Raw genomic sequence first — 26145 nt, forward strand, 5'->3', positions numbered from 1 at the left:
ATACAGTAGATGAAAGGAGTTCTTGACTGTGGATTTGCTCTGGGATGACAAGCCCAAAGAGGAGTGTGGTCTCTTCGGAATCTTTGCTCCTGAAAAGGAAATTGCCCGTCTGACTTATTATGGCCTTTATGCGTTGCAGCACAGGGGACAGGAAAGTGCGGGGATTGCTGTTTCCGATGGAAGAAAAATCGTTGTAGAAAAAGGAATGGGCTTGGTATCTGAGGTATTCTCGCCTGATTTACTCGCAGGACTGCAAGGGAAGATGGCGATTGGACATGTCCGGTATTCAACGACGGGTTCAAGCCTGTTATCGAATGCACAGCCGCTGGTTGTTCATTTCCAGAACGGAATGATGGCGCTGGCGCATAACGGAAATCTGACGAACGCCGTAGAAATCAGACAGGAGCTTGGCAGTCAGGGAACAGTCTTTCAGACAACCATTGACAGCGAAGTGATTCTAAATATGATTGCGCGTTACCGCAGGCATAGCCTGGAAGATGCGATTATCAAAACGATGATTGATATCAAGGGAGCCTACGCACTGCTGATCATGGCTGAAGACAAAATTGTCGGGGCGAGAGATCCCCATGGCCTGAGGCCCTTGTGCATCGGACGGCTGGGAGAGCGGTACTGTTTCGCTTCCGAAAGCTGTGCGCTCGATACGATCGGTGCGGAATTTGTCAGGGACGTTAAACCAGGAGAAGTCGTGACGATCGACGACGCAGGGCTTCATACCCGTTTCGGTACGCCGCAGGAACGGATTGCCCCCTGCTCTTTTGAATATATTTATTTCGCGCGGCCTGACAGTACACTGGATAATCTGAATGTCTGGGAAAGCAGGAGGCAAATGGGTGTTCAGCTGGCGAAAGAATGCCCGATTGAGGCTGATGTGATTATTCCGGTTCCGGACTCCGGGACACCGGCCGCCCTGGGCTATGCCCAAACGCTGGGTATCCCTTTTGAGGAGGGGCTGCTCAAAAACAGGTATGTTGGACGGACGTTCATTCAGCCCACGCAGGAGTTAAGAGAAGTTGCTGTCCGGATTAAGCTGAATGCCAACAAGCAGGTCATCCATGGACGCAGGGTTGTGATGATCGATGATTCGATTGTCAGGGGGACAACAAGCTCCAAGCTTGTCGAGATGGTCAAAGGATGCGGCGCCAAGGAGGTTCATCTTCTGATCAGCTCACCTCCGGTGAAGTATTCCTGCTATTATGGCATCGATACGGCCGAAAGGGAAAAATTGATTGCTAATCAAATGAACATCGATGAAATTCGCAGGTTTGTCGGGGCGGACACCCTGTACTATCTGTCGGAGGAAGGGCTGAAAAAGGCTTTGGGTAGTGATTCAGTTTGTCTGGCCTGTTTTAACGGTGATTATCCGACCACTGTCCCGAAGAAGTTTTCCAAAGAAGACATGGAGTGTTAAACTAGCCGTTAGGAGGAGTAATCATGGGAATTACCTATAAAGATGCCGGTGTGGATATCCAGGCCGGAAATGAAGCTGTAGAGAAAATTAAGCCTGCGGTAGCTGCAACCTGGCGGCCCGGAGTTTTAGGGGGACTCGGCGGATTCGGCGGATTGTTCAGTCTGGATCTGCAAAAATATTCTGATCCCGTGCTGGTTTCCGGTACGGATGGTGTCGGAACAAAATTGCGGCTGGCTTTTCAGTTGGATAAGCATGATACCATCGGCCAGGACGCTGTTGCGATGTGCGTGAATGATGTTCTGGTCCAGGGCGCCGAGCCATTGTTTTTTCTGGATTATCTTGCGGTAGGGAAACTGGTTCCGGAAAGAATTGCTTCCATTGTAGGCGGCGTGGCCGAAGGCTGCCGTCTGGCAGGCTGTGCACTGATTGGCGGAGAGACTGCTGAGATGCCCGGTTTCTACGCTGAAGAAGAATATGATATTGCTGGCTTCGCTGTCGGTGCGGTGAACAGGGACAAGCTGATTGACGGCTCGGACATCCGCGAAGGGGATATCCTTCTGGGATTGAAGTCCAGCGGACTGCACAGCAACGGCTTTTCTTTGGTCCGTAAGATTTTTGCGGAATACCCCCTTGACAAGGTATTCCCCGAACTCGGGAGACCGCTCGGGGAAGTATTGATCACCCCGACCAGAATCTATGTAAAGTCAGTGCTGGCGCTTCTGGACAAGATTGCTGTTCCGGGTATGGTACATATTACCGGTGGCGGTCTGACTGAAAATATTCCAAGGGTTCTGTCGTCCGGACTCGGAACGGAGATCGTCACTTCCACGTGGCAAGTTCCGCCGGTATTTGAATTAATGCAGAAGCTTGGCAATGTTGAAGATGAGGAAATGTTAAGGACGTTTAATATGGGAATCGGGTTTGTTCTGATCATTCATCCTGAAGATGAAAAGCAGGCCATGGATATTCTGGCTGCAAACGGCGAAGAGCCGATCAGGATAGGCAGTGTGATTTCCGGTCAAGGAGTGAGCTATCGATGAAAGCAGCCGTACTCGCTTCAGGGCGTGGCAGCAACCTGCAAGCCTTGCTGGACGAATGGCAGGATGGCCAGCTCCCTGTAGAATTTGTCGGCGTAGGTTCGAATAAAATAGACGCAGAGGCCCTGACTAGGGCAGAAAGATTCGGTATTCAGGTCCGGACTTTTCCGAGGGAAAGCTATGCAGACAATAGCTCTCAGGAAACGGATATCTTAAACTGGCTTGAAGTCATCGGTACGGAACTGCTGATTCTGGCCGGTTACATGCAGGTGTTAAGCTCGGATTTTATCCGCAGGGCCGAATATCCGATTCTGAACATCCATCCTTCGCTGCTGCCGTCTTTTCCGGGCTTACATCCCCAAAAACAGGCAGTGGAATATGGTGTTAAAGTCAGCGGCTGCACGGTGCATTTTGTGGACGAGGGAATGGATTCCGGACCGATTATCCTGCAGGAGACGGTGCCGGTTTTTGCTGAGGATGATGCCGACCAGCTGGCTGCAAGAATTCTGAAAGTTGAGCACACGATATATCCAGAGGCAGTCAGACTGATTGCGAATGGGAAGATAAAACGAGAGGGAAGAAGAGTGATCGTCCTCAGAGACTCATAATCGCGCGTAAAATTATCATATAACGAACGCAGTATTAGGAAAAATATGCCGTTAGGATATATAAGATTTAGGGCTGACATGGCACTAATGTATTGGCGATATCAAGGATTATTCCGGGATATTATTCTATAGGATAATTCTGAGTATTGTTCTGAGGAGTTATTTTGAGAAATGATGATAGGGGGTTGGACATGATGGCGAAAAAGGCAGTGATCAGTGTTTCGGACAAAACGGGTATTGTGGAATTTGCCGAAGGCCTTGTTGCCGAGGGGTTTGAACTGATTTCAACAGGCGGTACGTATAAGACATTGAAAGAAGCGGATATTCCTGTTCGTTATGTCAGTGAAATTACAGGGTTTCCGGAAATTCTTGATGGCAGGGTAAAAACCTTGCATCCGAAGATTCACGGCGGAATCCTGGCAATGGATACTGAGAAACACCGGGCGCAGTGCGCGGAAAACGGAATTGATTTTATTGATTTGGTTTGCGTAAATCTTTACCCTTTCAGAGAAACGATTGCCAAAGAAGGGGTTACCTTCGAAGAAGCGATCGAGAATATTGATATCGGCGGACCGACCATGGTCCGTTCAGCTGCGAAAAATCACAATAGAGTAACCATTATCGTCAATCCGGAAAACTACGGCAGGGTGATTGAGAGCCTCAGGGAGAACGGTCTAATCCCATTGGCCTTGCGGAAGGAACTTGCAGCCGAAGCGTTTGCGCATACGGCGGAATATGACCGTCTGATTGCTGGATATCTGGAAGGTCAAATCGGTACAAAAGCCTCTTTTCCCCAGCATCTTCGTCTCGTGGCGGCGAAGGTGCAGGATCTTCGCTATGGAGAAAATCCCGGGCAGCTGGCGGCCTTTTATGCAGACCCGGAGGCCGGAAAAGGGACACTTGCTTATGGCCAGCAGCTCCAGGGCAAGGAGCTGTCCTATAATAACTGGATGGACATGGACGCGGCCTGGAAAATCGCTATGGAATATGACAAGACAGTCTGTGTAATCATTAAACATACCAATCCATGTGGTGTTGCGCTTGGGAACTCACTGCTGGAAGCTTATCAAAGAGCGCTGGAAGCGGATCCGGTCTCGGCGTACGGCGGAATTATTGCACTTAACCGCGTGGTAGATGAGGCCACAGCTGAAGCGATTAAAGAGAAATTCTACGAAGTGGTCATTGCTCCGGATTTCAGCCCGCGGGCGAAGGAAATTTTGGCTGTGAAAGTTAACCTTCGTCTGTTCGCAGTTGGCAGGGAAGCATGCGGTAAGACCCGGGGTTGGAAAATCCGTACAGTAAACGGCGGTTTTCTGGTTCAGGATGAGGATGAAGGGACGACACCGTCTGTCGAATGGGAAGTCGTTACAGAAGCCAAGCCGACTGAAGATGATTTGGCGGAACTGGAGTTTGCCTGGAAAGCCTGCAAGCATGTCAAATCCAATGCGATCGTCATTTCGGCGAAGAGACAGGTCATCGGTGTTGGAGCCGGCCAGATGAACAGAGTCGGCTCGGCGAAAATTGCGCTTGAGCAGGCTGCAGAAAAAGCACAGGGTGCCTATATGGCTTCGGATGCTTACCTCCCGTTCCCGGATACGGTCGAACTGGCCCATTCCCATGGGATCAAAGCCATTGTTCATCCCGGTGGTTCTATCCGGGACAAAGAAGTGATTGAAACAGCCAACAGGCTTGGGATGATTATTCTCCATACCGGAAGAAGGCATTTTGAGCACTAAGAATAAATATTACTTATTGAGGTGGGAAAACGATGGCTGACTTGTCTGGTTGTCAAAAAGACGGGAAGAAAATTTTGATTGTAGGCTCAGGAGGAAGGGAGCATGCTCTTGCCTGGAAAATCAATCAGAGCACTTCTTGTCAGAAACTCTTTGTAGCTCCGGGTAACGCAGGAACAGAGCAATGGAATGTCCCGATCAAGGCCAATGAACTTGACGCTTTGGTTGACTTTGCCAAGGATGAAGGGATTGATCTTACGGTTGTTGGTCCTGAGGAACCGCTTAGTCTGGGAATTGTCAACGCTTTTCAGGCTGCAGGTCTCAGAGTATTTGGCCCGTCCGGAGCGGCGGCGACACTTGAAAGCAGCAAAGCTTTTGCCAAGGAAATTATGGTACAGGCGAAGGTCCCGACAGCAGACTACCGGACTTTTACCGAGAAGAGCGAAGCAGAAAGATACATCAGACAAACCGGCGCTCCGATTGTCATTAAAGCGGATGGTCTGGCAGCAGGTAAAGGGGTTATTGTGGCAGCTACACTGGAAGAGGCGTTTGAAGGTATCGAGACCATTATGGGTGGGGCCTTTGGTGCTGCCGGAGACAAGGTCGTGGTAGAAGAATTTCTGGAGGGGCAGGAGGTCAGTCTGCTGTGCTTTTGCGACGGTGAAAAGGCTCTCCCGATGACCCCCGTTCAGGATCACAAGAGAGCACTCGACGGGGATATGGGGTTAAATACAGGCGGAATGGGGACTTATTCTCCGCCTCCTTTCTGGACCAAAGCATTGGAACAGGAAGTTATCGATACGATCGCTCAGCCGACGCTTTCTGTTATGCGCCAAAGAGGAACCCCATTTACCGGCGTACTGTTTTTAGGCTTAATGATTACGGCCAAAGGCCCAAAACTCCTGGAATACAATGTCCGGTTCGGTGATCCTGAGACACAGGTTGTGATGACCCTGCTCAAGTCGGACTTGATCCCAATCTTCGAAGCATGTATCGACGGGAAACTGTCCGAAGTCAAAGTCGAATGGCACGATGGCACCGCGCTGTGTGTGGTCATGGCAGCTCCAGGTTATCCGGGTGAATACAGGAAGGGGATTCCGATCAGTCTTACGGTGACCCAAGAAAACCAGGTAGTTTTCCATGCCGGCACGGAGATGGAAGACGGAAAACTGGTCAGCTCAGGCGGCCGGGTACTTGGAGTTACCGTCCGTGATGCATCCATCGCGGCAGCCAGGGAGAATGTCTATGCACTAGTGGACAGCATCGATTTTCCTGATGCCCATTTCCGCACCGACATAGGGATTAAAGGACTCAACATGTGATGATCCAATTCCGGAGCTTATTCCAACCGGAATTGAATGAGTTTGGGATTGTATTAAAGATGAAGGAGGTTTTAGAATGTTTATCAGCGAATTGTTCCAACAGAAAAAGGTCGTATCTTTTGAGATTTTCCCACCAAAGCTTACTTCATCTATAGAGGTCATTTACGATACGATTGATGCTCTGGCACCGCTCCGTCCTGATTTTATCAGTGTTACCTACGGTGCCGGAGGAAGTACCAGCAAAACGACCGCAGAAATTGCATCCATTGTTGAGAATAAATACAACATTAATTCTTTGGCCCATCTGACCTGTATTACCTCTTCCAAAGAACAAATTGAGGGAACACTGACGCAGCTGGCAGACAGCAATGTCTCCAATATTCTCGCGTTACGGGGAGATATTCCAAAGGGTTCGGAAGAGACCGGCAGGGTAAGGGATTTTCAATATGCTTCCGATCTTGTCGCGTATATCCAGAACAAACATTCTTTCTGTCTGGGCGGCGCTTGTTATCCGGAAGGCCATCCCGAGTGCCCCGATAAAGACCAGGATATTGAAAACCTTCGGCGGAAAGTGGATGCCGGAGTCGGGTTTCTTGTTACACAGTTGTTCTATGACAATGACGCCTTTTTTCGTTTCCAGGAAAAAGTTGCTAAGCTAAACATCAATGTTCCGATTCTGGCAGGGATCATGCCAATCACTAATCGGGTTCAGATTGAAAGAATATTAGCACTGTCGAATGCACGGATGCCGCAAAAACTGATTAAAATACTTGACAAATTTGAGCATAACATGGAAGCTTTAAAAGATGCCGGTATTGCTTACGCGACCAAACAAATTGTGGAATTGCTTGCGAATGATATTGACGGTGTCCATATCTATACAATGAACAAACCGCAGATTGCGAAGGACTTAGTCCGCAACCTCGATTCTCTTTTCTATGCGGTGAACAGCCAGGAAACCAGGAAGGTAGGCAACCTGGATTAATCTAAAGCGACAGGACTGCAGAAATGGATAATCATCGAATTGATTCAAAGTTAATCGCTGAAATTCTGGGGGTATCTGTGCCAAGTATCCGCAACTGGGTCCGGCATGGCTATCTCCATCCTTCTGATCCTGACGGAAAGGTCTTTGATCTTGATGAGGTGCTCCTACTTCGGGAACGGATTGCGCAGGGAGAGCTTGACCGCTTAAGAAAAAGAGCAAACAAAGCCGGTGCTGATAAACGATTTGTCCCGACAGAATACATCCCAAACGAAAGAACACGTAAGCAGATCATGGATCTATTGGCTTATCTGCTCCGGCACAACATAGACCGGGGATGGGCAGTCTTCATTCTGGCTTTGAATTTTTTTCGGAGATCGGGAGACATATTGTCCGACGACCTGAAACAAATTATTGATTTCCCGGAAGCTATTTTCCAGCGACAGCATGTCCGCATAGAGCTGAAGAATTTTTATCAGGATATACTCAGGACATCTAAAAAATCTTCTTTAGAATCTTCTTTGAAGTTTTCGTACGGCAGGCCGGATTCACAGCACCTTGAATATCTTTTTAACATCCGTTTTTCTTTAGAAGAAGATATACTCGGTGTCATCTATCAATCACTGACCATGGAGGGAAATAAAGCTCGCCTTGGTTCTTACTTTACCCCACCAGGCATTGCGTATGACGCTGTCCGGGCTTATATCCGCAGCGGACAGAAGGTGCTTGATCCTTGCTGCGGCACGGGACAGTATCTTTTATCCTTTGCCCGGAATATGGACGAACCCGAAAACATCTACGGGATGGACCTCGATCTGACATCGGTAAGGATTGCCAGACTCAATCTTCTGTTGACATGTTCCCGGGATTTTCAGCCTAACGTTATTCACTGCAATACTTTAACCGATATGCGACGGGAATCTTCTGCTTTCGGGAAATTTGATTTTGTCGCCACGAACCCTCCGTGGGGAGCGGAGATTGATCTGGGTGTCCGCCAGAAAATGGCTGTGGAGTTTCCAGAAATAACTTCTGGGGAGTCCTTTTCTTATTTTCTCAGGGCGAGTCTTGATCTGCTGAAAGACGGAGGGGTTATCTCATTTATTCTGCCAGAATCCATTCTGAACATCCGTGCTCATGCCGATATCAGAGGATATTTGCTTGAGAATTGCCAGATCATCAGGATCGAATATCTGGGCAGGAGATTTAAAAATGTCTTCTCAGCCGTGGTCCGCCTCGATCTCAGAAAAGCCTTGCCATCGGTGCAGGACCAAGTTCTGGTGAAATTCCCGGAACAGGAATACCTGGTTTCTCAGGAAAGGTTTCGGAGTAATGACTGGCACATTTTCGATATTTACCTGAGCAGCCAGGAGGAAGTTATTTTCAGCAAGGTCTATTCGACCAGACATACTTACCTGAAAGATAAGGCCGGCTGGGCCTTGGGAATCGTCACCGGAGATAATCGGAGATACCTGCTTCAGATGAACGGGCCGGGTGCTGAGCCGGTCTACAAGGGCTCGGATGTGGACAGGTTCGTTCTGAAGAAGCCGTCTTCTTTTTTACGGTTTCAGCCGGACAAGTTCCAGCAAACAGCACCGGAGCAAAAATATAGGGCGGCGGAGAAACTGATTTACCGTTTCATTTCTGAAAGACTTGTTTTTGCCTATGATGATCAGGGCAGTCTTACCCTGAACAGTGCCAATATCCTGATCCCCGAACCAGGAAACTATCCGGTGAAATTAATTCTTGCTTTATTTAACAGCAGCCTTTATCAATTCCTTTTCCGCAAGAAATTTCATACCCTGAAAGTGCTCCGGGGAGATCTGGAACTACTTCCGCTGCCCTTATGGGAACAGGCAGTGATTGACCATATCCTGCAATTAACAGACCGAATCATCGTTGGGGAAGATCAGTTTGAAATCCTAGATGAATTCATTATGGAACAGTTTAGGCTGACGCCCGAGGAACGCCGTCATATCAGAGATTTTTCCGCATGAATAGATGACGGGTTATCTGCTATAATTGATACATCCAATTTTTTGACATCAGCAGGGAGGAGCCTTGAAATTGAGCGGATACGCAGAGGTGCTGATCGATGTCGCCAACAGGCGTCTTGATCAGAGTTTTCATTATTACATTCCGGACAATCTCGTAATTCATTTGGGGATGATGGTGGTTGTCCCGCTTAAGTACAGAAAAGTCCGGGGCCTCGTTGTCAGTATCAGTTCCGACCCGCCTGAACTCGACGGTGAGCCCAAATTCCGCAGCATAGAAGCGGTCTTGGAGGAAAACTATCTAATTCCACTGGAGCTCATAGAATTGGCCTGCTGGCTTTCGGAGACGACGATCTGCCCAAAAGCGCAAGCCCTTCATTCAGTGTGGCCTTTTTTAAAGGGAAAGGGAGAAACCTGGATGACTTCCATGGCCAGCATGGACGATGAGGACGTTAAAGTTTTGGAGCTTCTCGATCCGGATACATTTCAGGTCTTAAAAACCCTTAACAGGTCGCGCCGGGGAGGTCTGCCGGAAAATGTCCTGCTAAAAAGAAGCGGAGCGAAGAAAGAACTGCTTGAGGATATGCTTAAGCAGGGATGGATCAAAAAAGAAATCCGGTTTTCCGCAAAAGCAGGCAGTCCCGACATGAATGAAAGAAAAAAAAATAACATAGAGAATAAAATTGATATAGACACAGATAAAGACATAGACGCCGATACAAGAAACAATATTGAGCAGATAACAGCTGGTTCCGTTTGGCACATTACAGGCACATTAAGTCCTGCCCAGGAAAAAGCTTTCCAGGATATTCTGGCGTTTCGCAATAAAAATGATGGCGGGACGGTTTTGATCCATGGGATAACCGGCAGTGGCAAGACAGAGATTTATAAAGAGCTGGTGGCAAAGGTACTGGCTGAAGGCGGCGATGTTATTCTGCTTGTACCTGAGATTTCACTTACTTCTCAGATCTCTAGAATATTTCTGGAACAGTTCGGAGATATTGTCGGAATTATTCATTCAGGCATCAGCTCCGGCGATAAACTAGCAATTTGGGAGCAAATTCTGCAACGGAATAAGCGCGTTATTATCGGAGCGCGCTCCGCTGTTTTTGCGCCTCTGTCAAACCTTAAACTGATCATACTGGATGAGGAACACGATAACGCTTATAAACAGGATGAAAACCCAAAATATCATGCGCGGGACGTCGCACGGAAAAGGATGGAAGACAGAGGCGGGCTTGTACTTCTGGGCAGCGCTACCCCATCCCTGGAAGCGTATGCGGCGGCCCAAAGGGATAAGATTGGTCTTGTGTCACTGGAAGAACGCTTCAATCAACGGGCTTTACCCGCTGTCGATATTGTGGATATGAAACAGGAACTGGCCAGCGGCAATAAAACAATGTTTTCCATGGTACTCAGAAACAAGCTTCAGGAGAGAATCGACAACGGAGAACAAAGTATCCTTTTTCTGAACCGCAGAGGTTATTCCACTTTTGTATTTTGCCGTGAATGCGGGTATGTCGCACGCTGCCCACATTGTGATGTTTCCCTGACATATCACAGTCATAATCAGCAGCTGTGTTGTCACTACTGCAATTATCAACAGGATGTTTTTCACCGCTGCCCGGAATGCAACAGCCGATTTATCCGTTTCTTCGGCCAGGGAACTCAAAAAGTTGAAGAAGAGGTTTCCGCTTTGTTCCCAGGAGTTGAAGTCTTACGGCTGGATACCGATACGACCTCCGGTTCTCGGGAGTACAATAGAATTCTAGAACGGTTTCGCAGCGGAGAGGTTCCGATTCTTGTCGGGACCCAAATGCTGGCTAAAGGGCTGGATTTCCCGAACGTTACCCTTGTCGGTGTAATCTCTGCCGACCAGCTTTTCAATATGCCCGACTTTCGATCCAGAGAACGAGCTTTCCAGCTGCTGACTCAGGTTGCTGGCAGGGCAGGACGTGGGGCTAAAGGCGGCGAAGTGGTGATCCAGACCTATTCACCTGAAGAAAGATCGATCCAGCGGGCAGCCAAACAGGATTATGCAGCCTTTTTTTGGGAAGAGATCACTTACCGCAAACAGCAAAGTTATCCGCCGTTTGCTCATATCATCAGGATCATGATTTTTCATGAAAAAGAAGATCGGGTAATCAAAGCGGCTCAGGACCTGGCCAACAGCATCCGTCTGGTGCTTGCTGATCTGAATCAGGAATATGTGATTCTGGGCCCGGCACCGGCTGTTTTGACCAGGCTGAAGAATGAATTTCGCTGGCAGGTATCGGTCAAAGGAAAGAACCCGGCGGTCCTCCGCAGGATCGTCCACCAAGGAGTCCGGGCTTTCTATCTTGGAACGGCCAGCTCAGGGATCAATATCAGTATTGAGGTGAATCCGCTATCTTAAATACAACATATTTGAGGTAGGTCAGCGTGCCACAGTAGCGCTTTCGGCCATTGTGTCATCCCTGACACGTGCTCTTAAGGTGTTAATTGCTTTCAGGCTTTCAGAAATGTATAATTCTATTATATGGTTTTATTATGGGATATTATTTTAGAAATTGCGTGAGAAGGGAGCGGATCCAGTAATGGCCGTTTACCAGATAGTAAAAATTGGAGAAGACATCCTGCGGGAAAAAGCAATAGAAGTCAAGAAAATTACCCCGAATATCATTAAATTGCTCGATAATATGGCTGAGACCATGTATGAGGCGAAAGGGGTAGGGCTGGCAGCTCCTCAGGTCGGCGTATCCAAAAGAGTTGTGGTGATCGACGTGGGAGACGGTCTTTTGGAACTGATCAATCCGATGGTTATCAAAAAAACCGGTTCGGAAGTAGATGAGGAAGGATGTTTAAGTGTCCCAAATAAGACTGGCCGGGTGAAACGGGCGGCCGAAGTGGTGCTTCAGGCCATGGACCGCAATGGAGAGATGAAGGAATATCATGCCGATGGTTTCCTGGCCAGAGCGATGCAGCACGAAACAGACCATCTTGACGGGATACTTTTCGTCGATATTGCAGACAAGATTTATAATGTGTAGTACCTTAGTCCGCTTGACGCTGAAATTGTAGCACGCAGACAAAATATGGGGTATAAGATATAAGATTTATGGCTAAGATTTGCTAAAGGCGCGAAGAGAAAGTCTTTGCATTTAGAATACGGAACGGGAAGTGACAGTGTCAGATGCGGCTTGTTTTTATGGGAACACCGGATTTTGCGGTGCCTGTCCTGGAGGCGCTCTATGCATCAGGACATCAAATCGGCGGCGTTTTTACCCAGCCCGACAAACCTGCGGGAAGAGGGAACAAATTGAAAGCGAGTCCGGTCAAAGTACTGGCTGAAAAGTATGGACTTGCTGTATTTCAGCCTGCCAGGATTAAAGCACCCGAAGCGGTCGACCAGATCAGGGATTTGCAGCCGGACTGCATTGTGGTGGTCGCTTTCGGACAAATCCTGTCCAAAGAGATTCTGGAAATACCACCTTTTGGATGCATTAACGTGCATGCCTCACTGCTTCCGGCTTATCGCGGAGCAGCTCCGGTCCACTGGGCCGTGATGAACGGAGAGTCTAAAACCGGTGTTACAACCATGCTGATGGATGAAGGTCTGGATACGGGCGCAATGCTTATCAGCAAAGAATATGCAATCGTACCGGAGGCCACAACGGGTGAAGTTTACGATGCGCTGGCCCAAATCGGCGCAAAGGTGTTGATTAATACACTCGAAGGATTGCAGAATGGGACCGTTCGGCCGGTACCGCAGCCTAAAGTATTTTCGTATGCACCGCTTCTGAAAAGAGAACATGAGCAGGTGGACTGGTCCTGGGACGTAGCCAAAATCCATAACAGGATTCGCGGACTGAATCCCTGGCCCGGTGCTTTTACCCTTTTCCGGGGAGAACAGGTTAAAATATGGCTAAGTGAGCTGTCCGGAAAACCTGCCTTATCCGGACAGACTGCGCAAAACGCTTTGCCGGGAAGCATTTTGTCCCTTGCTAAGGGAGGACTGCTGGTTCAGACCGGGGAAGGTATTATAAAAATTTTAGAGCTTCAGCCTGCTGGGAAAAAGAAAATGCGTGCCCAGGACTTTTATAATGGATACAGACCTAAAGCAAATGATCGTTTTGAGTAAACGATCGCACTCATCTTTCCTTCTTTTAAGCAAAATCTAAGAATAAATGGATATACTTCTAATAGTTAAACAATGATTGTTTTAGTGCCTTGAATTATACATAAGAAGCATGACTCCTATGCTATTTGAGCAGGTCTAGCTTTTTAAGGAGGAAGATTATGTTTTTATTTGATTACACGATTATACTGCTAATTCCAGCGATTATTCTTACTGTCTATGCTCAGGCCAAGATCAGTGGTGCTTACGGCAGATATTCCAAAATGAGGAGCAGTTCGGGAGCGACGGGCGCAGACGTGGCCAGAGCGCTGCTGAATGAGAATGGCCTTTATGATGTTCAGGTAGAGCAGGTTGCCGGAAACCTTACGGATCACTACGACCCGAGGACTCATGTTGTGAGGCTCAGCAGCGGTGTATATAACAGTACGTCCATTGCAGCGCTGGCTGTCGCGGCTCACGAAACAGGTCACGCTGTGCAGCATGCTGACAGCTATGTTCCGTTGAAGCTCAGGTCGGCCTTTGTGCCAGTGGCTTCATTCGGCAGTCAGGCAGGACCCATCTTGATCCTTGTTGGACTGTTCCTGCCGTCTATATCCTTCTTGTTGGATATTGGGATTTATGTTTTTGCGTTTGCAGTTTTGTTCCAAATCGTTACGCTTCCTGTTGAATACAATGCCAGTAACAGAGCCTTAGCTTTTCTGGGAGACAGCGGCATTATTAAAGATACAGAAGAGATGACAGGTGCAAGAAAGATGCTCAGTGCGGCAGCCCTGACCTATGTCGCCGCAGCACTGACTGCGATCCTGACTTTGCTGCGCTTTGTGTGGATTGCACAAGGCCGGGATGATTAATACCGAATCAAGAGAATAAAAAAGATTGGGATAGAAAAATGACGGAGAAGAATAACCCTATTACTGAAGAAAAAACCAAACGTACGCGGAAACGCATAAACGATCAAAACGCACGGCTGATAGCCGTGCGTATTCTTACGCGGGTCGAAAAAGAAGGGGCCTATGCCAATCTTCTTTTACGTTCCCAGCTTTCAGGACTGACCCAGAGCCGGGACAGGAATCTGGCTACTGCTTTGGTCAACGGGGTATTAAAAAACAAATTGACGCTGGATTATGCGTTGAGAAAACATCTGAATAAGCCGATGTCCGCATTGCCGCAGGAAGTCAGGGCGGTTTTAAGGACCGGTGTTTTTCAGATACTACTCATGGACAGAGTGCCGGTGCCCGCCGCGGTCAATGAGAGTGTTGACCTGATGAACCAACTGAACCGAACCTATTCCCCCCTTGTCAACAGTGTCCTGCGCAAGGCGGCTGAAACAGGCTGGAATTTTGAATGGCCAGACCAAAAGAAGGAAACGGTCCGCTATCTTTCGGTCAGATATTCCCATCCTGAATGGATGATCAAGCGCTGGCTGGCAAGGTGGGGGCAGGAAGAAACAGAAGCTTTGCTCAAAGCCAACAACGAACCTTCCCTTACTTCTATCCGTGTAAACACCCTAAAGACAACAAGGCAGGAACTAAAAACCTTATTGGAAAGTCAGGAAATTGAGGTCGTGGACGGAGAATACACACCGGAAAGTTTAATTCTGAAAGATTTTGGCGGATTGGACCAACTTTGGGAATTCCAAAACGGATATTTCACGGTTCAGGATCAGAGTTCTCAGTTGGCTGCTCATCTATTGGGAGCGCGGGAAGGGGACAGCGTATTGGATGTCTGCAGTGCCCCGGGAGGGAAGACAACCCATCTGGCGCAATTGATGAAAAACAAGGGAACCATTGTTGCTGTAGATATGTATCCCCAAAAGCTTGATTTGATCAAGGAATCAGCCGAGCGGCTCGGAATTACAATGATAAAAACTGTTGAGAGCGACGCCCGGATTTTGGAAGGAATCGGAGAGAAGTTTGACCGGGTCCTGGTTGATGCGCCCTGTTCGGGCTTGGGTGTGCTTAGAAAAAGAGCTGATCTGCGCTGGCAGAAGAGAGAAGACGAGATCAGCAAACTGCCAGAACTCCAGCTGGCAATCCTGCTGAAAGCTGCCGATCATGTGCGGGAAGGCGGAGAGCTTGTTTATTCGACCTGTACCACGGAGCCGGAAGAAAACTTTGAAGTGATTAAAGCTTTCCGGCAGCTTAAGCCCGAGTTTGTTTCCGTCGACTTGTCGGGAAGTTTGCCTTTTGCAGCAGAGGAGAGAGATCTGAAACAACTCCGGAAAGGGGTATGGCAGATCCTGCCTCATCATCACAATATGGATGGATTCTTTATCGCTAAGTTTCGAAGGCCATGGATGGCCTAGTGACGCGATGCTACGGATAGCAAGGAGCGGCAAGAAGATTTTATAGCAAGTCTATGTGCTTTAATTGACAAAGCTTTACGTCTGGCGGAAAAACATGTTTAAGATCATGAAATTGGGAGAATAATACTAATTATGGAAAAGTTGGATTGCCGCGGTTGTCTTGAAGGAGAGATGCGTGCAGCATGCCTCGAAAACGGCTTAAAAAAGTTTAGGGCCAATCAGGTTTTTAACTGGGTTAATGCCAGAGGAGTTCATCATTGGGATGAAATGAAGAATATCGGGAAACAGGACAGCGAACGGCTTGACAGGGTTTTCTTTATCCAGCCGCTGACTGTTTTAAAAGCGCAGCGCTCTGCCGATGGGACCCGGAAGTTTTTATTTCGCCTGGCTGATGGAGAAAGCATTGAAACGGTTCTGATGGACTATGATCATCTGACAAGCCGGGACAGACACACGTTATGTGTCTCGACTCAGGTAGGATGCCCTGTGGGATGCCCTTTCTGTGCAACCGGAATGGATGGATTCCGCCGAAACTTGACTGCAGGAGAGATCACCGGCCAGGTGCTCGAAATCAGTCGGCTGCTTCAGCAGGAAGACCCGAAATTCACGGTAACCAATATTGTTTTCATGGGGATGGGCGAACCTTTTCTTAATTATGATGCGGTGATGAAAGCGATTCGAATCCTGAACAGCGAGAACGGTCAGAATATCGGCATGCGGAGAATGACCATCTCGACGAGCGGTGTTGCCCCCAAGATTATTCAACTGGCACAGGACAACCCGCAAGTCGGTTTGGCTGTATCGCTTCATTCAGTCAGAAATGAAGTCAGGGATACGCTGGTTCCTATCAACAGGAGATATCCATTGCAGGAACTGCTGGAAGCCTGCCGGTATTATTCCGATCAGACGAACAGAAGAGTTACATTTGAGTTTGCTTTACACCAACAGAATGTCTCCAAAGAGGAAGCAGAAAAACTGGTCGTTCTCCTTAAGGGCATGCTGGCCCATGTCAATTTGATCCCCATTAATCCGGTAATCGGCAGCGACGTTCAAAAAGCGGGCAAAGAGCGGTTAACGATGTTCAAAAGGGTTCTCGAAGCGGGCAAGATTCCTGTTTCGATCAGAGAAGAAAAAGGCCTGGACATTGACGCAGCCTGTGGTCAGCTTAGACAGCGTTTGGAGTGTGAGGAGTATGCGTCTCTTAAACAAAGTTGAATCGATCGCCGAACAGATGGCTACATTTTTGTTCAGCAAGTCGGTAGGTACGATTCAGCCTGTTCAGGTTGCCAGGGAACTAAATAAAATCATGCTGAAAAATAAACAGGTCAGCATATCCCATGTCTATGTCCCGAATGTTTACACCGTAAGTTTAAACCCAAAGGATTATGCGGTATTGGAAAGTTTTGGAGAGACACTGCTGGTGGAGCTGGCCAAACATCTCTATGACGAAGGGACCAGGCAGGGCTACACTTTTCTGGCGCTTCCGGTTGTGCGGATGCAGCCTTCGGAGAAGATGGATGCTGGCTTAATTAAAACCCAGATTGAGTTTAAAGATTCTGTTGTCGCCAATTGGCGGATTAACGAAGAAAAACCGCCTGCGGAAGATGAAGAAATGGAAAAAACAACAGTTCTGGCGGATGCTGCAAGATTAATCATGGCATCATCCAAAACAATCGGCAGGAAAACTCATCCTTATCTCGAAGTTATAAAAGGGACAAATGAAGGTGAGATTTACGATCTTAATAAGGACGAGTATATCGTCGGACGCCAGGAAGATTGTGATATTGAAGTCGGAGACCTGGAGATCTCCCGTCACCATTTGAAGCTTTATACAGAGAATAGAAGGTGGTTTGTTCAGGATCTAGGCAGTACCAACGGTACCTATCTGAACAAATTAAGGGTTGACCGCTATATGGTAAATCCTGGGGACAGGATAAAGGCCGGACAAACGCATTTTCAATTTCAGGTAGATAAGTAAAGTCGGTGATTGAATGCAAATGCTTACGGTAGTTGGAAGGATTGTATTTGTTGGTTTTATCTATCTCTTTCTCTTACGGATATTGACGGTTATGCTGGCCGATTTAAGGTCGAAGGGAATCATGAGCAAAACCGAATCTGATCTTGGCTGTATCGAGGTCTTAAGCGGAGCTGAAAAGCTGCCCAAAGGACGCAAGATCAAGATTGATTCCCGAGGGCTTTCCATCGGAAGAGGAAAGCACAACGATATCGTCGTTCCGGACCATTATTGTTCGCTGGATCATGCTGAATTCAAGCACAACAGAGGGATGACAACGCTGGAGGATGTTGGGAGCACGAATGGTACCTGGGTGAACGGAGAACGGATCAACTCCCAGGTCCAGCTTGTTTCCGGTGACTTCATCAAGATAGGCAGCATTACTTTTCTATATTCGAGGTGGGGAAATGAAAGCAGTTAGGATTTATGAGACCGGTTGTGTTAGAAAAAACAATGAGGATTATTTTCTTATATTGCCGGAGGAGTCATTTTTTGCGGTGGCCGATGGAATGGGTGGACATAATGCCGGGGAAATAGCTTCGAGGATCGCGGTCGAACAATTAGAGGAAAAAGCAGCTGAATTAAAATCTACGGATATTCAGGATATGCAGGACTGGATCGTTCAGGCTGTGAATCAGGCCAACCGTGAAGTATACGAAGTATCGCTTCGGACTGAAGGGACGGAAGGCATGGGAACAACTCTGACTGCTCTGATGATCTATGACAATAAAGCCGTTGTTGGCCATGTGGGCGACAGCAGGATTTATTTATGGCGAAATCAGACCCTCACGCTCCTGTCGGAGGATCATTCGATGGTTAACGAACTTGTCCGCCTCGGGGAGCTGACGGAGGAGAAAGCCAAAAATCATCCGCACAAGCATATTTTGTCCAGAGCGCTGGGTGTGGAGCTCAACATTGATGTAGATTGTTTCCAACTTAAAGTACAGGACGGAGATGTTTTTCTTCTGTGCACGGATGGCTTTTCAAATGAAATCAGTGATCAGGAGATTGCTGCGGAGTTTTCCGAGGCTAAATCATGGGATGACCATCTCGAAACCTTGAAGAATGTTGTGATCGAACGGGGGGCTCCGGATAATTTTACGGCTATATGCTGTATTGTGGAGCGGTGAGAACATGCTACATCGTCTATCTTTGAGAGTTCTGACTTTAGTAATTCTATGGATGGGACTTGGTGTACTGAAACTTGATGATATGACTGAAAGCGGTTTTTTCCTGCAAGGAGCTGTATTTTCTTTTTTGATCCTAGCAGGTGCCTTGTTTGAAATATTTTTTTGCTATCAGGGAGATCCGTATCTCCTGCCGGTAGTTCAGACCATCCTCGCGATTGGCTTGGTTTTTCTAACAAGGATCAATCCTGCCCTGGCGGCGGACCAATTTATCTGGGCGAATCTGGGCTTGATCATTTACTATGCTGTCTTTCTTATTTTACGAGATTACCGCAAGCTTGGTGAGTATCAGTATCTCTGGGGAATGCTGGCCTTGCTTATGCTTCTGCTGACGCTGATATTTGGGACCACCATCAATGGTGCGACAAGCTGGTTTAGGTTTGCCGGGATGGGTTTCCAGCCCGAGGAGCTCGTCAAAGTGGCCCTGCTTCTTTTCCTGGCATCCTATTTAAGTGATAATAAAGAGCTTTTACGTTTTGGAACGATTCAGGTTGGGAAATTTTCTCTGCCTGATGCCAAAACAATGGGCCCGTTTGTTTTTATCGGCGTATTTGTTCTCGGATTGCTGGGTGCCCAGAAAAGCCTTGGAACGGCGCTGGTATTCTTCCTTCTCATGGTGTTTATCTTGTATGTCGCAACCGAAAGACTGCTTTATCTCGTGGTTTCCGTTCCGCTGGTCATGGTGACCGGGGCAGCTGGTTATATCCTGTTTGATCATGTCCGCGTAAGGGTTGCTACCTGGATTAATCCGTGGCTGGATGCCAGCGGCGGGGCTTATCAGATCTCCCAGTCGATCTTTGCCATAAGCGGGGGAAGGCTTCTCGGGACAGGTCTCGGAAATGGGATAGGTGCTTACCAGATTCCGAATGCGGACACTGATTTTATCTTTTCGGTAATTGCTGAGGAAATTGGTTTTATTGGCGCAATGGCAGTCATCAGTCTGTTTATTATTGTTGTAATGCGCTGTTTCTGCGTCAGCACCAGAGCTGTGGATCGGTTTGGCCAGATCCTGGCGGCGGGAATAGGCATTCTGATCGGTGTGGAAGCGCTGATCATCCTGGCTGGGGTGACCAAAATGCTTCCGCTTACAGGTCTGCCTTTGCCTTGGATGAGCTACGGGGGAAGTTCCATGGTCGGACACTTTTTACTCCTTGGGATTCTGGCCGGCATTTCTCATAGCTCAGCTTTCTCCGTGAGTCAGATACCAATTGGAAAGCAGGCAGATGCCTTATGAACAATGGAATCCGCAAAATTGCACTGATCATGGTTTTTAGCTTTGTTTTTCTAAGCCTGGGTCTGGTATACTGGCAAGTGGTTAAGGCCGATGAGATGCTGGATAATCCAGCTAACCGGCGCGCGATTTATTTAGAGGAAAGAATTACCCGGGGCGGCATTTTTGACCGCAACGGCGTTGTTCTGGCAAAGACGGAGCAAACCGCTGACGGAAAAGTCAGAACGTATCCGCAGGGTGAGATGTTTGAGCCTTTACTGGGGTATGCCACAGTAAAATACGGTTCTGCCGGCCTTGAAGCAACGGAGGCGGAAACACTTCTCGGAATGAAGAATCCTTCCATTCTCAGACGGATTCAGAATGCATTTGAATTGCAGAGAACAGGTAATGACCTGATACTGACACTTGATTCCCGTCTACAGGAGACTGCTTATCAGAGTTTGCAGGGCAAGACCGGAGCAGTGGTGGCAATCGATCCACAAAACGGGGATGTTCTGGCGCTGGTCAGTCAGCCAAGCTATGATGCTGGAGCAATTGAACAGGACTGGGACGAAATTATTGCCGAGGCGGACAGTCCGCTGGTGAACCACGCTTTCTCGTTGTTTCCTCCAGGATCAATTATGAAAGTTGTTACTTCAGCAGCCATTTTTCAGGCAGGACTCGACACGACAGAACTTTATGATTGTGAAGGTTCTACTGTGATTAACGGGCAGACGATCCAGGAACAAAATGATAAAGCGCACGGCTGGGTCAATTATGATCTTGCTTTGGCCTACTCCTGCAATACTTATTTTGCTCAGTATGGGATCAAAGCTGGTGTGAATCATTTTTTGGAGGCTGTGTCCAATTTCGGATTTGGCAGGGATATCCCGTTTGATCAGTATGTTCCGATCAGTTCAATTACCAGAGATGACCCTTTGCCGGAGAACTTAAGCCTCAATTTGTTTGCCGAGAGTACCTTCGGTCAGGGTCAGGTAATGGTTAGTCCTTTCCATATGGCCTTGATCACAGCCGGAGTTGCCAATGACGGCAAAATAATGGTTCCACATTTGATTGACAGTGTGCTCGATTCCAAGCAAAATAGTATCTATCGAAGGACACCTGAAGTTTGGCTGACGCCTCTCAGTAAGGAAGAAGCAGAAAAAATAACAAGCGGCATGGTTTTGGCTGTCAATAAAGGAACAGCATCTCCCGGAGCCATATCTGGGGCCCAAATAGCAGCAAAAACCGGCTCGGCTGAACCGGGCGGAGACGGGGATACCCACGCCTGGTATATTGCTTTCGCTCCTGCGGAGAATCCGGAAATAGCTGTAGCGGTCCTGGTGGAACATGGCGGAACCGGCGGCGGAGCGGCAGCGCCGATCGCTAAAGCAGTCATAGAGAAAGCACTTGAATTGAAAGAAGGTGAAAACTAATGGAAAAGATGTTCGGAGGAAGATATGAAATAGAAGAAAAGATTGGGGCCGGAGGGATGGCAATCGTCTACCGGGCCAAGGATACATTACTGAACAGAACCGTTGCTATCAAGGTCCTGCGGGAACAGTACGCTTCCGATGAGGGTTTTATCCGTCGTTTTCGCCGGGAAGCGCAGTCTGCAGCCAGCCTGTCTCACCAGAACATCGTTTCGATCTATGATGTGGGCAGAGACGGGAACGAAGATTATATTGTCATGGAGTATGTCAAAGGCCAGACGTTAAAGGATATTATCCGTACGCAAGCGCCTCTTTCCCAGGATAAGGCGATTCATATTATCCGTCAGATTGCTGAAGCACTGGTTCATGCACATGCCAACAATATTATTCATCGGGATATCAAACCGCAGAATATTTTAATTGCATCGGATGGAAGGGCCAAAGTTACTGATTTTGGGATAGCCAGAGCCGCCTCTTCGGCAACCGTCACCCATACCGGGGATATCGTCGGCTCAGTGCATTACCTGTCACCGGAACAGGCCAAGGGTTCCCAAACCACGGAACAGTCCGATATCTATTCGCTTGGAATCATCCTTTATGAACTGATTGCGGGAAGGCTTCCGTATGACGGAGATACCGCGATTACCATTGCCTTGAAGCATATCCAGGAGGAAGTCGAGCTGCCCGGGAAGCTTGTTGCCGGAGTCAGCCCGGAACTGGAAACAGTGATCATGAAAGCACTGGCCAAATCACTTCAAGACCGCTATAAAAGTGCAGCGGAATTTCTCGAGGATCTCGACAGGATCGAAGCCGGAGAGACCATTGTTTGGGAAAAAAGACAGGCCAGAGACCATGAAGATACCATGCAGACCCAGGTTCATAGGGGCTTGAAGGATAAAGTAATCCCGAATGAGGCCAAGAATGATGCGCTTCTGCGTACCAAAAAGCGCAAGAAAAAAATTCCGATGCTGGTTATGATTGCTATTGCCGCACTGATTGTAGTTGTCGGGACATCCTCAGGAGTTTGGGTTTTCACCCATACACAGGTGGTTAACGTTCCGGATCTTACCGGTAAGACTGTAGAAGAAGCTACAATCGAATTGACCAAAGCCCGTCTGGCTCTCGGCAACCGGACCGAAACCTACAGCGATAAAATTAAGCAGGGTGGGATTGTTTCTCAAAGCATTAAGCCAAAGAGTGAAGTTAAGGCTGGAAGGTCAGTGGACATTGAGATCAGCAAAGGGGTAGAATACATTAAAGTACCGAATGTAACAACCGGGTATCCGCTTCAGGAAAACGCTGAGAGTACGCTTAAGGAAGCCGGTTTTACGAATATTTCGGTCAAAACAATGCTGAGCGCTTCCATTTCGAAAGGACATGTTTTTGGACAATCGGTTGCGCCCGGTTCGACCTGGACAAAGAACGGAGAGATCGAACTGTTTGTCAGCGAAGGAATTCAACCAACGATTACCGCTATGCCTGATTTTACAGGCATGTCACTGGAGTTTACCACGGATTACCTAGAAAAATACGATATGAAAGTAATGCCGATCATGGAAGAATCGGATTTGTTTCCGGAGAAAGCCGTGATTACCACTGAACCCAAACCGGGCAAACCAATCCAGCAGGGTTCGGAAGTGACCATTGTTGTGTCTCAGGGACCGGGGCCCCCGGCCTAAAATGACCCAAATATCTGATGCAATCATTTTTTTGACATGATAAGAGGTACAGGAGTAATTTGAATTAGAGCGGAGGAAAGAACAGGATATATGCTGATTCAGGGAACATTGATGAAAGGATATGCCGGCTTTTATTACGTATACGCCGATGACCGGGTATGGGAATGCTCCCTGCGCGGTCGTTTTCGTGTAAAAAAGCAGGAATTTATCCCCGGCGACAAGGTGATGGTTCTTCCAGGAACAGGGGATAAGGCCACGATTGAAAAGGTACTCGAACGTCAAAATTCTCTGGTCAGGCCGTATATTGCAAATGTGGATCAGGTTCTCTTGGTCTTCTCCCTGAAGACCCCTGATCCGGATTACAATTTGCTGGACAGGCTGCTCATTCAGGCCGGAGAAGCAGGAATCAGCATTTTGATCGTATTCACCAAGGAAGATCTGGATGTTGGAAATAAAACCCCGTCTGTCGATTACCGCAGGATCGGCTATGAAGTCGTCCAGGTGTCGAATCGGACGCTGACAGGAATTGATGAAATTGCTGAAAGGCTCAAGGGCAATGTGTCTGTGTTAGCAGGACCTTCCGGATCTGGCAAATCCAGCCTGATCAATGCTCTGAATCCCGGGAAGGCACTTAAAACAGGTAACGTCAGCGACAAAATCGGCCGGGGAAGGCATACAACCAGGCATGTCGAGCTTCTTTCCGTAGCAGGAGGACTTGTTGCAGATACGCCGGGATTTTCATCCCTGTACCTGCCCGAAATGAAGAGAGAGGAACTGCAGTCCTACTTTCCTGAGTTTGTCCGGATTAAACAGGAATGCCGCTTTTCAAGCTGCCTTCATGACAAGGAACCTGACTGTGCTGTAAAAGAAGCCCTGAGCGAGAGCCTTATTAGTTCTTCCAGATATGAGCACTATCTGCAGTTTTTAAAAGAAGTCATCGAACATGAAAAAAAATATTAGATGTATCAGAAGGTAACTTAGAATTTTTTTGATACCCCAATAAAGGGTTTCAGGGCTGAACGAAGAATAATTACAGAAAACCGTACAATAATGATAAGAAACTGCACGCAGCCAAAGAAACAGCACCATAGGTTTGGAAGGAGGATCTTTATGGCTTTGACGATTGCCCCATCGATACTGTCTGCCAATTTTGCCAGATTGGGAGAGGACGTCAGTCTTGTTGAAAATGCGGGGATTGATATGCTGCATATAGATATTATGGATGGACATTTTGTTCCGAATATCTCGATAGGGCCTGCCGTTGTTGGATCGCTCCGCAAGGTCTCCGCGCTGGAGTTTGATGTTCATCTGATGATTGAACATCCTGAAAAGTATGTTGAAGATTTTGTGAAGGCAGGTGCCGACTCGATCACAATTCATGCTGAGGCGACCAGGCACCTTCACCGGGTCATCCAGCTGATCAAATCCCTGGGGGCGAATGTGGGCGTTGCACTGAACCCTGCAACCCCGCTGGAAATGCTGACATATGTTTTGCAGGAACTTGATGTTGTGCTGCTGATGACTGTGAACCCTGGTTTTGGCGGCCAAAAGTTTATTCAGGAAGTCTTGCCGAAAATCGTAGCACTGTCGGGGATATTGAAGGAAGTAAACCCGCTTTGCCGTATTGAGGTGGATGGCGGAATTAATGTTGAGACAGCCCGTCTGGTAAGCAAAGCCGGGGCCGAGATATTAGTAGCTGGTGCAGCTGTATTTAGTTCTCCGGATCCGCAGCAGGCGATTTACGATATCCTTGAAGCAGCCAAAGAGGAACAGCGTGACAACAAAAATAAAAGATTCCGGGGGATCAAGCAATGAAGGTTGCAGTCGTGGCAAACGGAGAATGGGATGCTGCGTGGGGCCGCGGCGAACTCGCCGGGAATCATATCGAGATGTTGATCTGCGCGGACGGAGGCGGCAACAAGGCCATCGCTTCAGACAGAATCCCTGATGTATTGATCGGGGACCTCGATTCCATTACAAAAGAAAATCTGGAAAAATGTATAGCGGCCAAAACAACCGTCAAACAATATCCTTGCGAAAAAAATGAGACGGATTTAGAGCTCGCTGTGGCCTATGCAGATACATATTTAGATTCTCAGGGATGTTTCCAGGACGAAATCGTCCTTTATGCCGCCGGCGGTAAAAGGCTGGATCACCTGATGGGGAATATCTCAATCATGATTGCGTATGCTGAGAAAGGCAGACGGCTGAAGATGAAAGACCCGAAATCTGATGCTTGGGTGATGCTTCAGGGTAAAGAGAACATCAAGGGCAGCATTGGTCAGCAGTTGTCGATCGTCGCCTTATCCGATGATGCGCGGGTATCTGCCGAAGGGCTGTACTATCAGCTGGATATGCTAAATCTTGCGCATAATTCTCCGCGTGGAATCAGCAATGTGTTTACGGATAAAGATATTTCGATTGAAATTCATGAAGGCAAAGTTCTGATCTATGTTCAAATGCCTTGTTAATCTTAAAACTTACTCCTTAAAATGGGTTGAAAAGCAAAAACCCCGGCTTTAAAGTCGGGGTTGTTTTAATCCAATCACAGTCGTTTCACGATGAAGTTAGATTGCTCGTTTCACTTTACCTGAACGAAGGCATCTTGTGCAGACTTTGACATGGGTGGGAGTACCGTTCACTACAGCACGGACACGCTGGAGGTTTGGTTTCCAGGTACGCTTGGAGCGAATATGGGAGTGACTGACACTCATCCCGGAAGAAACTCCTTTTCCGCAAACATCACAAATACTAGCCATGATTTCTTCTACCTCCTTTTCACCCAAAAATGACACTATTACAGTTTAGCAGAACTTAAAAGAATTGGCAAGAGCAGGTTTTTATTATCTGACGAGGTTTATATAGGTCTTATACAATCCTGCAAATGCAAATATTTTACTCATATATTATACTACATTTACCGGGTACTGATAAGAAAAAATAAGGAGTTGTTCCCTGAGGTATTCACATAGCCTCAATTGACTTTGTAAATGCAACCTATACATTACTGGGTGATTGCATTTAAATCTTCAAACAGGATAGTGGCATTAAGTCTTACAATCGAAAGTCTCCTTTTTCTTCACTCCCCCATGGGGGAG

Annotated in this window: 23 protein-coding genes; 22 read left to right on the forward strand and 1 reads right to left on the reverse strand. The window is 47.7% G+C overall.

Annotated elements, in window-relative coordinates; all coding sequences use genetic code 11:
• The first annotated feature begins 28 nt into the window (after positions 1 to 28).
• The 22 genes from purF to OKX56_RS10430 all read left to right on the forward strand — a co-directional run bounded on the left by purF (position 29) and on the right by OKX56_RS10430 (position 25518).
• Positions 29 to 1429, forward strand: a complete 1401-nt coding sequence (purF, locus tag OKX56_RS10325; RefSeq protein WP_019226400.1) for an amidophosphoribosyltransferase — start codon at positions 29 to 31, stop codon at positions 1427 to 1429.
• A 23-nt stretch (positions 1430 to 1452) separates the two neighbouring features.
• Complete coding sequence (purM, locus tag OKX56_RS10330; RefSeq protein ID WP_019226401.1) at positions 1453 to 2469, forward strand: phosphoribosylformylglycinamidine cyclo-ligase; 1017 nt, start codon at positions 1453 to 1455, stop codon at positions 2467 to 2469.
• Entirely contained in the window at positions 2466 to 3074 is a 609-nt protein-coding gene (gene purN / locus OKX56_RS10335; RefSeq protein ID WP_019226402.1) for a phosphoribosylglycinamide formyltransferase, read from the forward strand. Before purM ends, purN begins: the two co-directional genes overlap by 4 nt.
• Positions 3075 to 3268: 194 nt before the next feature.
• The gene (gene purH / locus OKX56_RS10340; protein WP_025205360.1) at positions 3269 to 4810 is read left to right on the forward strand and encodes a bifunctional phosphoribosylaminoimidazolecarboxamide formyltransferase/IMP cyclohydrolase; all 1542 of its coding nucleotides are present in this window, start codon (positions 3269 to 3271) and stop codon (positions 4808 to 4810) included.
• Between the two features lie 32 nt (positions 4811 to 4842).
• Positions 4843 to 6129: a phosphoribosylamine--glycine ligase gene (purD, locus tag OKX56_RS10345; RefSeq protein ID WP_019226404.1), complete on the forward strand. Its 1287-nt coding sequence runs from the start codon at positions 4843 to 4845 to the stop codon at positions 6127 to 6129.
• Between the two features lie 76 nt (positions 6130 to 6205).
• A complete protein-coding gene (metF, locus tag OKX56_RS10350) occupies positions 6206 to 7114 on the forward strand; it encodes a methylenetetrahydrofolate reductase [NAD(P)H] (protein WP_019226405.1) in 909 nt (302 codons plus the stop codon).
• A 23-nt stretch (positions 7115 to 7137) separates the two neighbouring features.
• Positions 7138 to 9105: an N-6 DNA methylase gene (locus OKX56_RS10355; protein ID WP_025205361.1), complete on the forward strand. Its 1968-nt coding sequence runs from the start codon at positions 7138 to 7140 to the stop codon at positions 9103 to 9105.
• A 70-nt stretch (positions 9106 to 9175) separates the two neighbouring features.
• The gene (gene priA / locus OKX56_RS10360; protein WP_019226407.1) at positions 9176 to 11497 is read left to right on the forward strand and encodes a replication restart helicase PriA; all 2322 of its coding nucleotides are present in this window, start codon (positions 9176 to 9178) and stop codon (positions 11495 to 11497) included.
• Positions 11498 to 11678: 181 nt separating this feature from the next.
• Positions 11679 to 12131, forward strand: coding sequence for a peptide deformylase (gene def / locus OKX56_RS10365; protein ID WP_019226408.1), 453 nt, complete (start codon positions 11679 to 11681; stop codon positions 12129 to 12131).
• Between the two features lie 143 nt (positions 12132 to 12274).
• Positions 12275 to 13222: a methionyl-tRNA formyltransferase gene (gene fmt, locus OKX56_RS10370; RefSeq protein ID WP_019226409.1), complete on the forward strand. Its 948-nt coding sequence runs from the start codon at positions 12275 to 12277 to the stop codon at positions 13220 to 13222.
• Between the two features lie 158 nt (positions 13223 to 13380).
• Complete coding sequence (locus OKX56_RS10375; protein ID WP_019226410.1) at positions 13381 to 14070, forward strand: zinc metallopeptidase; 690 nt, start codon at positions 13381 to 13383, stop codon at positions 14068 to 14070.
• A gap of 38 nt (positions 14071 to 14108) precedes the next feature.
• Positions 14109 to 15524 carry a 16S rRNA (cytosine(967)-C(5))-methyltransferase RsmB gene (gene rsmB / locus OKX56_RS10380; RefSeq protein WP_019226411.1) on the forward strand — a complete coding sequence of 472 codons (1416 nt, stop codon included), beginning with the start codon at positions 14109 to 14111 and terminating at the stop codon, positions 15522 to 15524.
• Between the two features lie 132 nt (positions 15525 to 15656).
• Positions 15657 to 16739, forward strand: coding sequence for a dual-specificity RNA methyltransferase RlmN (gene rlmN / locus OKX56_RS10385; protein WP_019226412.1), 1083 nt, complete (start codon positions 15657 to 15659; stop codon positions 16737 to 16739).
• The gene (locus OKX56_RS10390; RefSeq protein WP_019226413.1) at positions 16717 to 17502 is read left to right on the forward strand and encodes an FhaA domain-containing protein; all 786 of its coding nucleotides are present in this window, start codon (positions 16717 to 16719) and stop codon (positions 17500 to 17502) included. Before rlmN ends, OKX56_RS10390 begins: the two co-directional genes overlap by 23 nt.
• Positions 17503 to 17515: 13 nt before the next feature.
• Positions 17516 to 17959, forward strand: coding sequence for an FHA domain-containing protein (locus OKX56_RS10395; RefSeq protein WP_019226414.1), 444 nt, complete (start codon positions 17516 to 17518; stop codon positions 17957 to 17959).
• On the forward strand, positions 17946 to 18668 hold the full coding sequence (locus OKX56_RS10400; protein WP_019226415.1) for a Stp1/IreP family PP2C-type Ser/Thr phosphatase: 723 nt from the start codon (positions 17946 to 17948) through the stop codon (positions 18666 to 18668). The genes OKX56_RS10395 and OKX56_RS10400 overlap by 14 nt, the downstream gene beginning before the upstream one ends.
• Positions 18669 to 18672: 4 nt before the next feature.
• Positions 18673 to 19959 (forward strand): FtsW/RodA/SpoVE family cell cycle protein, encoded by a 1287-nt coding sequence (locus OKX56_RS10405; protein ID WP_025205363.1) that lies wholly within the window; start codon positions 18673 to 18675, stop codon positions 19957 to 19959.
• Positions 19956 to 21371, forward strand: coding sequence for a peptidoglycan D,D-transpeptidase FtsI family protein (locus tag OKX56_RS10410; RefSeq protein WP_019226417.1), 1416 nt, complete (start codon positions 19956 to 19958; stop codon positions 21369 to 21371). The genes OKX56_RS10405 and OKX56_RS10410 overlap by 4 nt, the downstream gene beginning before the upstream one ends.
• On the forward strand, positions 21371 to 23047 hold the full coding sequence (gene pknB / locus OKX56_RS10415; protein WP_019226418.1) for a Stk1 family PASTA domain-containing Ser/Thr kinase: 1677 nt from the start codon (positions 21371 to 21373) through the stop codon (positions 23045 to 23047). Before OKX56_RS10410 ends, pknB begins: the two co-directional genes overlap by 1 nt.
• Positions 23048 to 23137: 90 nt before the next feature.
• Entirely contained in the window at positions 23138 to 24007 is an 870-nt protein-coding gene (gene rsgA / locus OKX56_RS10420; protein WP_019226419.1) for a ribosome small subunit-dependent GTPase A, read from the forward strand.
• Positions 24008 to 24157: 150 nt separating this feature from the next.
• On the forward strand, positions 24158 to 24862 hold the full coding sequence (rpe, locus tag OKX56_RS10425) for a ribulose-phosphate 3-epimerase (RefSeq protein WP_019226420.1): 705 nt from the start codon (positions 24158 to 24160) through the stop codon (positions 24860 to 24862).
• Positions 24859 to 25518: a thiamine diphosphokinase gene (locus tag OKX56_RS10430; RefSeq protein WP_019226421.1), complete on the forward strand. Its 660-nt coding sequence runs from the start codon at positions 24859 to 24861 to the stop codon at positions 25516 to 25518. The genes rpe and OKX56_RS10430 overlap by 4 nt, the downstream gene beginning before the upstream one ends.
• Before the next feature lie 96 nt (positions 25519 to 25614).
• Here OKX56_RS10430 and rpmB read toward each other — a convergent pair whose 3' ends face one another.
• Positions 25615 to 25806 (reverse strand): 50S ribosomal protein L28, encoded by a 192-nt coding sequence (gene rpmB / locus OKX56_RS10435; RefSeq protein ID WP_015044215.1) that lies wholly within the window; start codon positions 25804 to 25806, stop codon positions 25615 to 25617.
• Between the last annotated feature and the right edge of the window lie 339 nt (positions 25807 to 26145).

The sequence above is a fragment of the Dehalobacter sp. genome, assembly GCF_030063005.1.
Lineage (GTDB): Bacteria > Bacillota > Desulfitobacteriia > Desulfitobacteriales > Syntrophobotulaceae > Dehalobacter > Dehalobacter restrictus.

What these genes read in the sequence shown, in the direction of transcription:
- purM (WP_019226401.1), top strand. Translation starts at nt 1,453, where the DNA reads ATGGGAATTACCTATAAAGATGCCGGTGTGGATATCCAGGCCGGAAAT.
- purN (WP_019226402.1), top strand. Translation starts at nt 2,466, where the DNA reads ATGAAAGCAGCCGTACTCGCTTCAGGGCGTGGCAGCAACCTGCAAGCC.
- purH (WP_025205360.1), top strand. Translation starts at nt 3,269, where the DNA reads ATGGCGAAAAAGGCAGTGATCAGTGTTTCGGACAAAACGGGTATTGTG.
- purD (WP_019226404.1), top strand. Translation starts at nt 4,843, where the DNA reads ATGGCTGACTTGTCTGGTTGTCAAAAAGACGGGAAGAAAATTTTGATT.
- metF (WP_019226405.1), top strand. Translation starts at nt 6,206, where the DNA reads ATGTTTATCAGCGAATTGTTCCAACAGAAAAAGGTCGTATCTTTTGAG.
- OKX56_RS10355 (WP_025205361.1), top strand. Translation starts at nt 7,138, where the DNA reads ATGGATAATCATCGAATTGATTCAAAGTTAATCGCTGAAATTCTGGGG.
- def (WP_019226408.1), top strand. Translation starts at nt 11,679, where the DNA reads ATGGCCGTTTACCAGATAGTAAAAATTGGAGAAGACATCCTGCGGGAA.
- fmt (WP_019226409.1), top strand. Translation starts at nt 12,275, where the DNA reads ATGCGGCTTGTTTTTATGGGAACACCGGATTTTGCGGTGCCTGTCCTG.
- OKX56_RS10375 (WP_019226410.1), top strand. Translation starts at nt 13,381, where the DNA reads ATGTTTTTATTTGATTACACGATTATACTGCTAATTCCAGCGATTATT.
- rsmB (WP_019226411.1), top strand. Translation starts at nt 14,109, where the DNA reads ATGACGGAGAAGAATAACCCTATTACTGAAGAAAAAACCAAACGTACG.
- rlmN (WP_019226412.1), top strand. Translation starts at nt 15,657, where the DNA reads ATGGAAAAGTTGGATTGCCGCGGTTGTCTTGAAGGAGAGATGCGTGCA.
- OKX56_RS10390 (WP_019226413.1), top strand. Translation starts at nt 16,717, where the DNA reads ATGCGTCTCTTAAACAAAGTTGAATCGATCGCCGAACAGATGGCTACA.
- OKX56_RS10395 (WP_019226414.1), top strand. Translation starts at nt 17,516, where the DNA reads ATGCAAATGCTTACGGTAGTTGGAAGGATTGTATTTGTTGGTTTTATC.
- OKX56_RS10400 (WP_019226415.1), top strand. Translation starts at nt 17,946, where the DNA reads ATGAAAGCAGTTAGGATTTATGAGACCGGTTGTGTTAGAAAAAACAAT.
- OKX56_RS10405 (WP_025205363.1), top strand. Translation starts at nt 18,673, where the DNA reads ATGCTACATCGTCTATCTTTGAGAGTTCTGACTTTAGTAATTCTATGG.
- OKX56_RS10410 (WP_019226417.1), top strand. Translation starts at nt 19,956, where the DNA reads ATGAACAATGGAATCCGCAAAATTGCACTGATCATGGTTTTTAGCTTT.
- pknB (WP_019226418.1), top strand. Translation starts at nt 21,371, where the DNA reads ATGGAAAAGATGTTCGGAGGAAGATATGAAATAGAAGAAAAGATTGGG.
- rsgA (WP_019226419.1), top strand. Translation starts at nt 23,138, where the DNA reads ATGCTGATTCAGGGAACATTGATGAAAGGATATGCCGGCTTTTATTAC.
- rpe (WP_019226420.1), top strand. Translation starts at nt 24,158, where the DNA reads ATGGCTTTGACGATTGCCCCATCGATACTGTCTGCCAATTTTGCCAGA.
- OKX56_RS10430 (WP_019226421.1), top strand. Translation starts at nt 24,859, where the DNA reads ATGAAGGTTGCAGTCGTGGCAAACGGAGAATGGGATGCTGCGTGGGGC.
- rpmB (WP_015044215.1), bottom strand. Translation starts at nt 25,806, where the DNA reads ATGGCTAGTATTTGTGATGTTTGCGGAAAAGGAGTTTCTTCCGGGATG.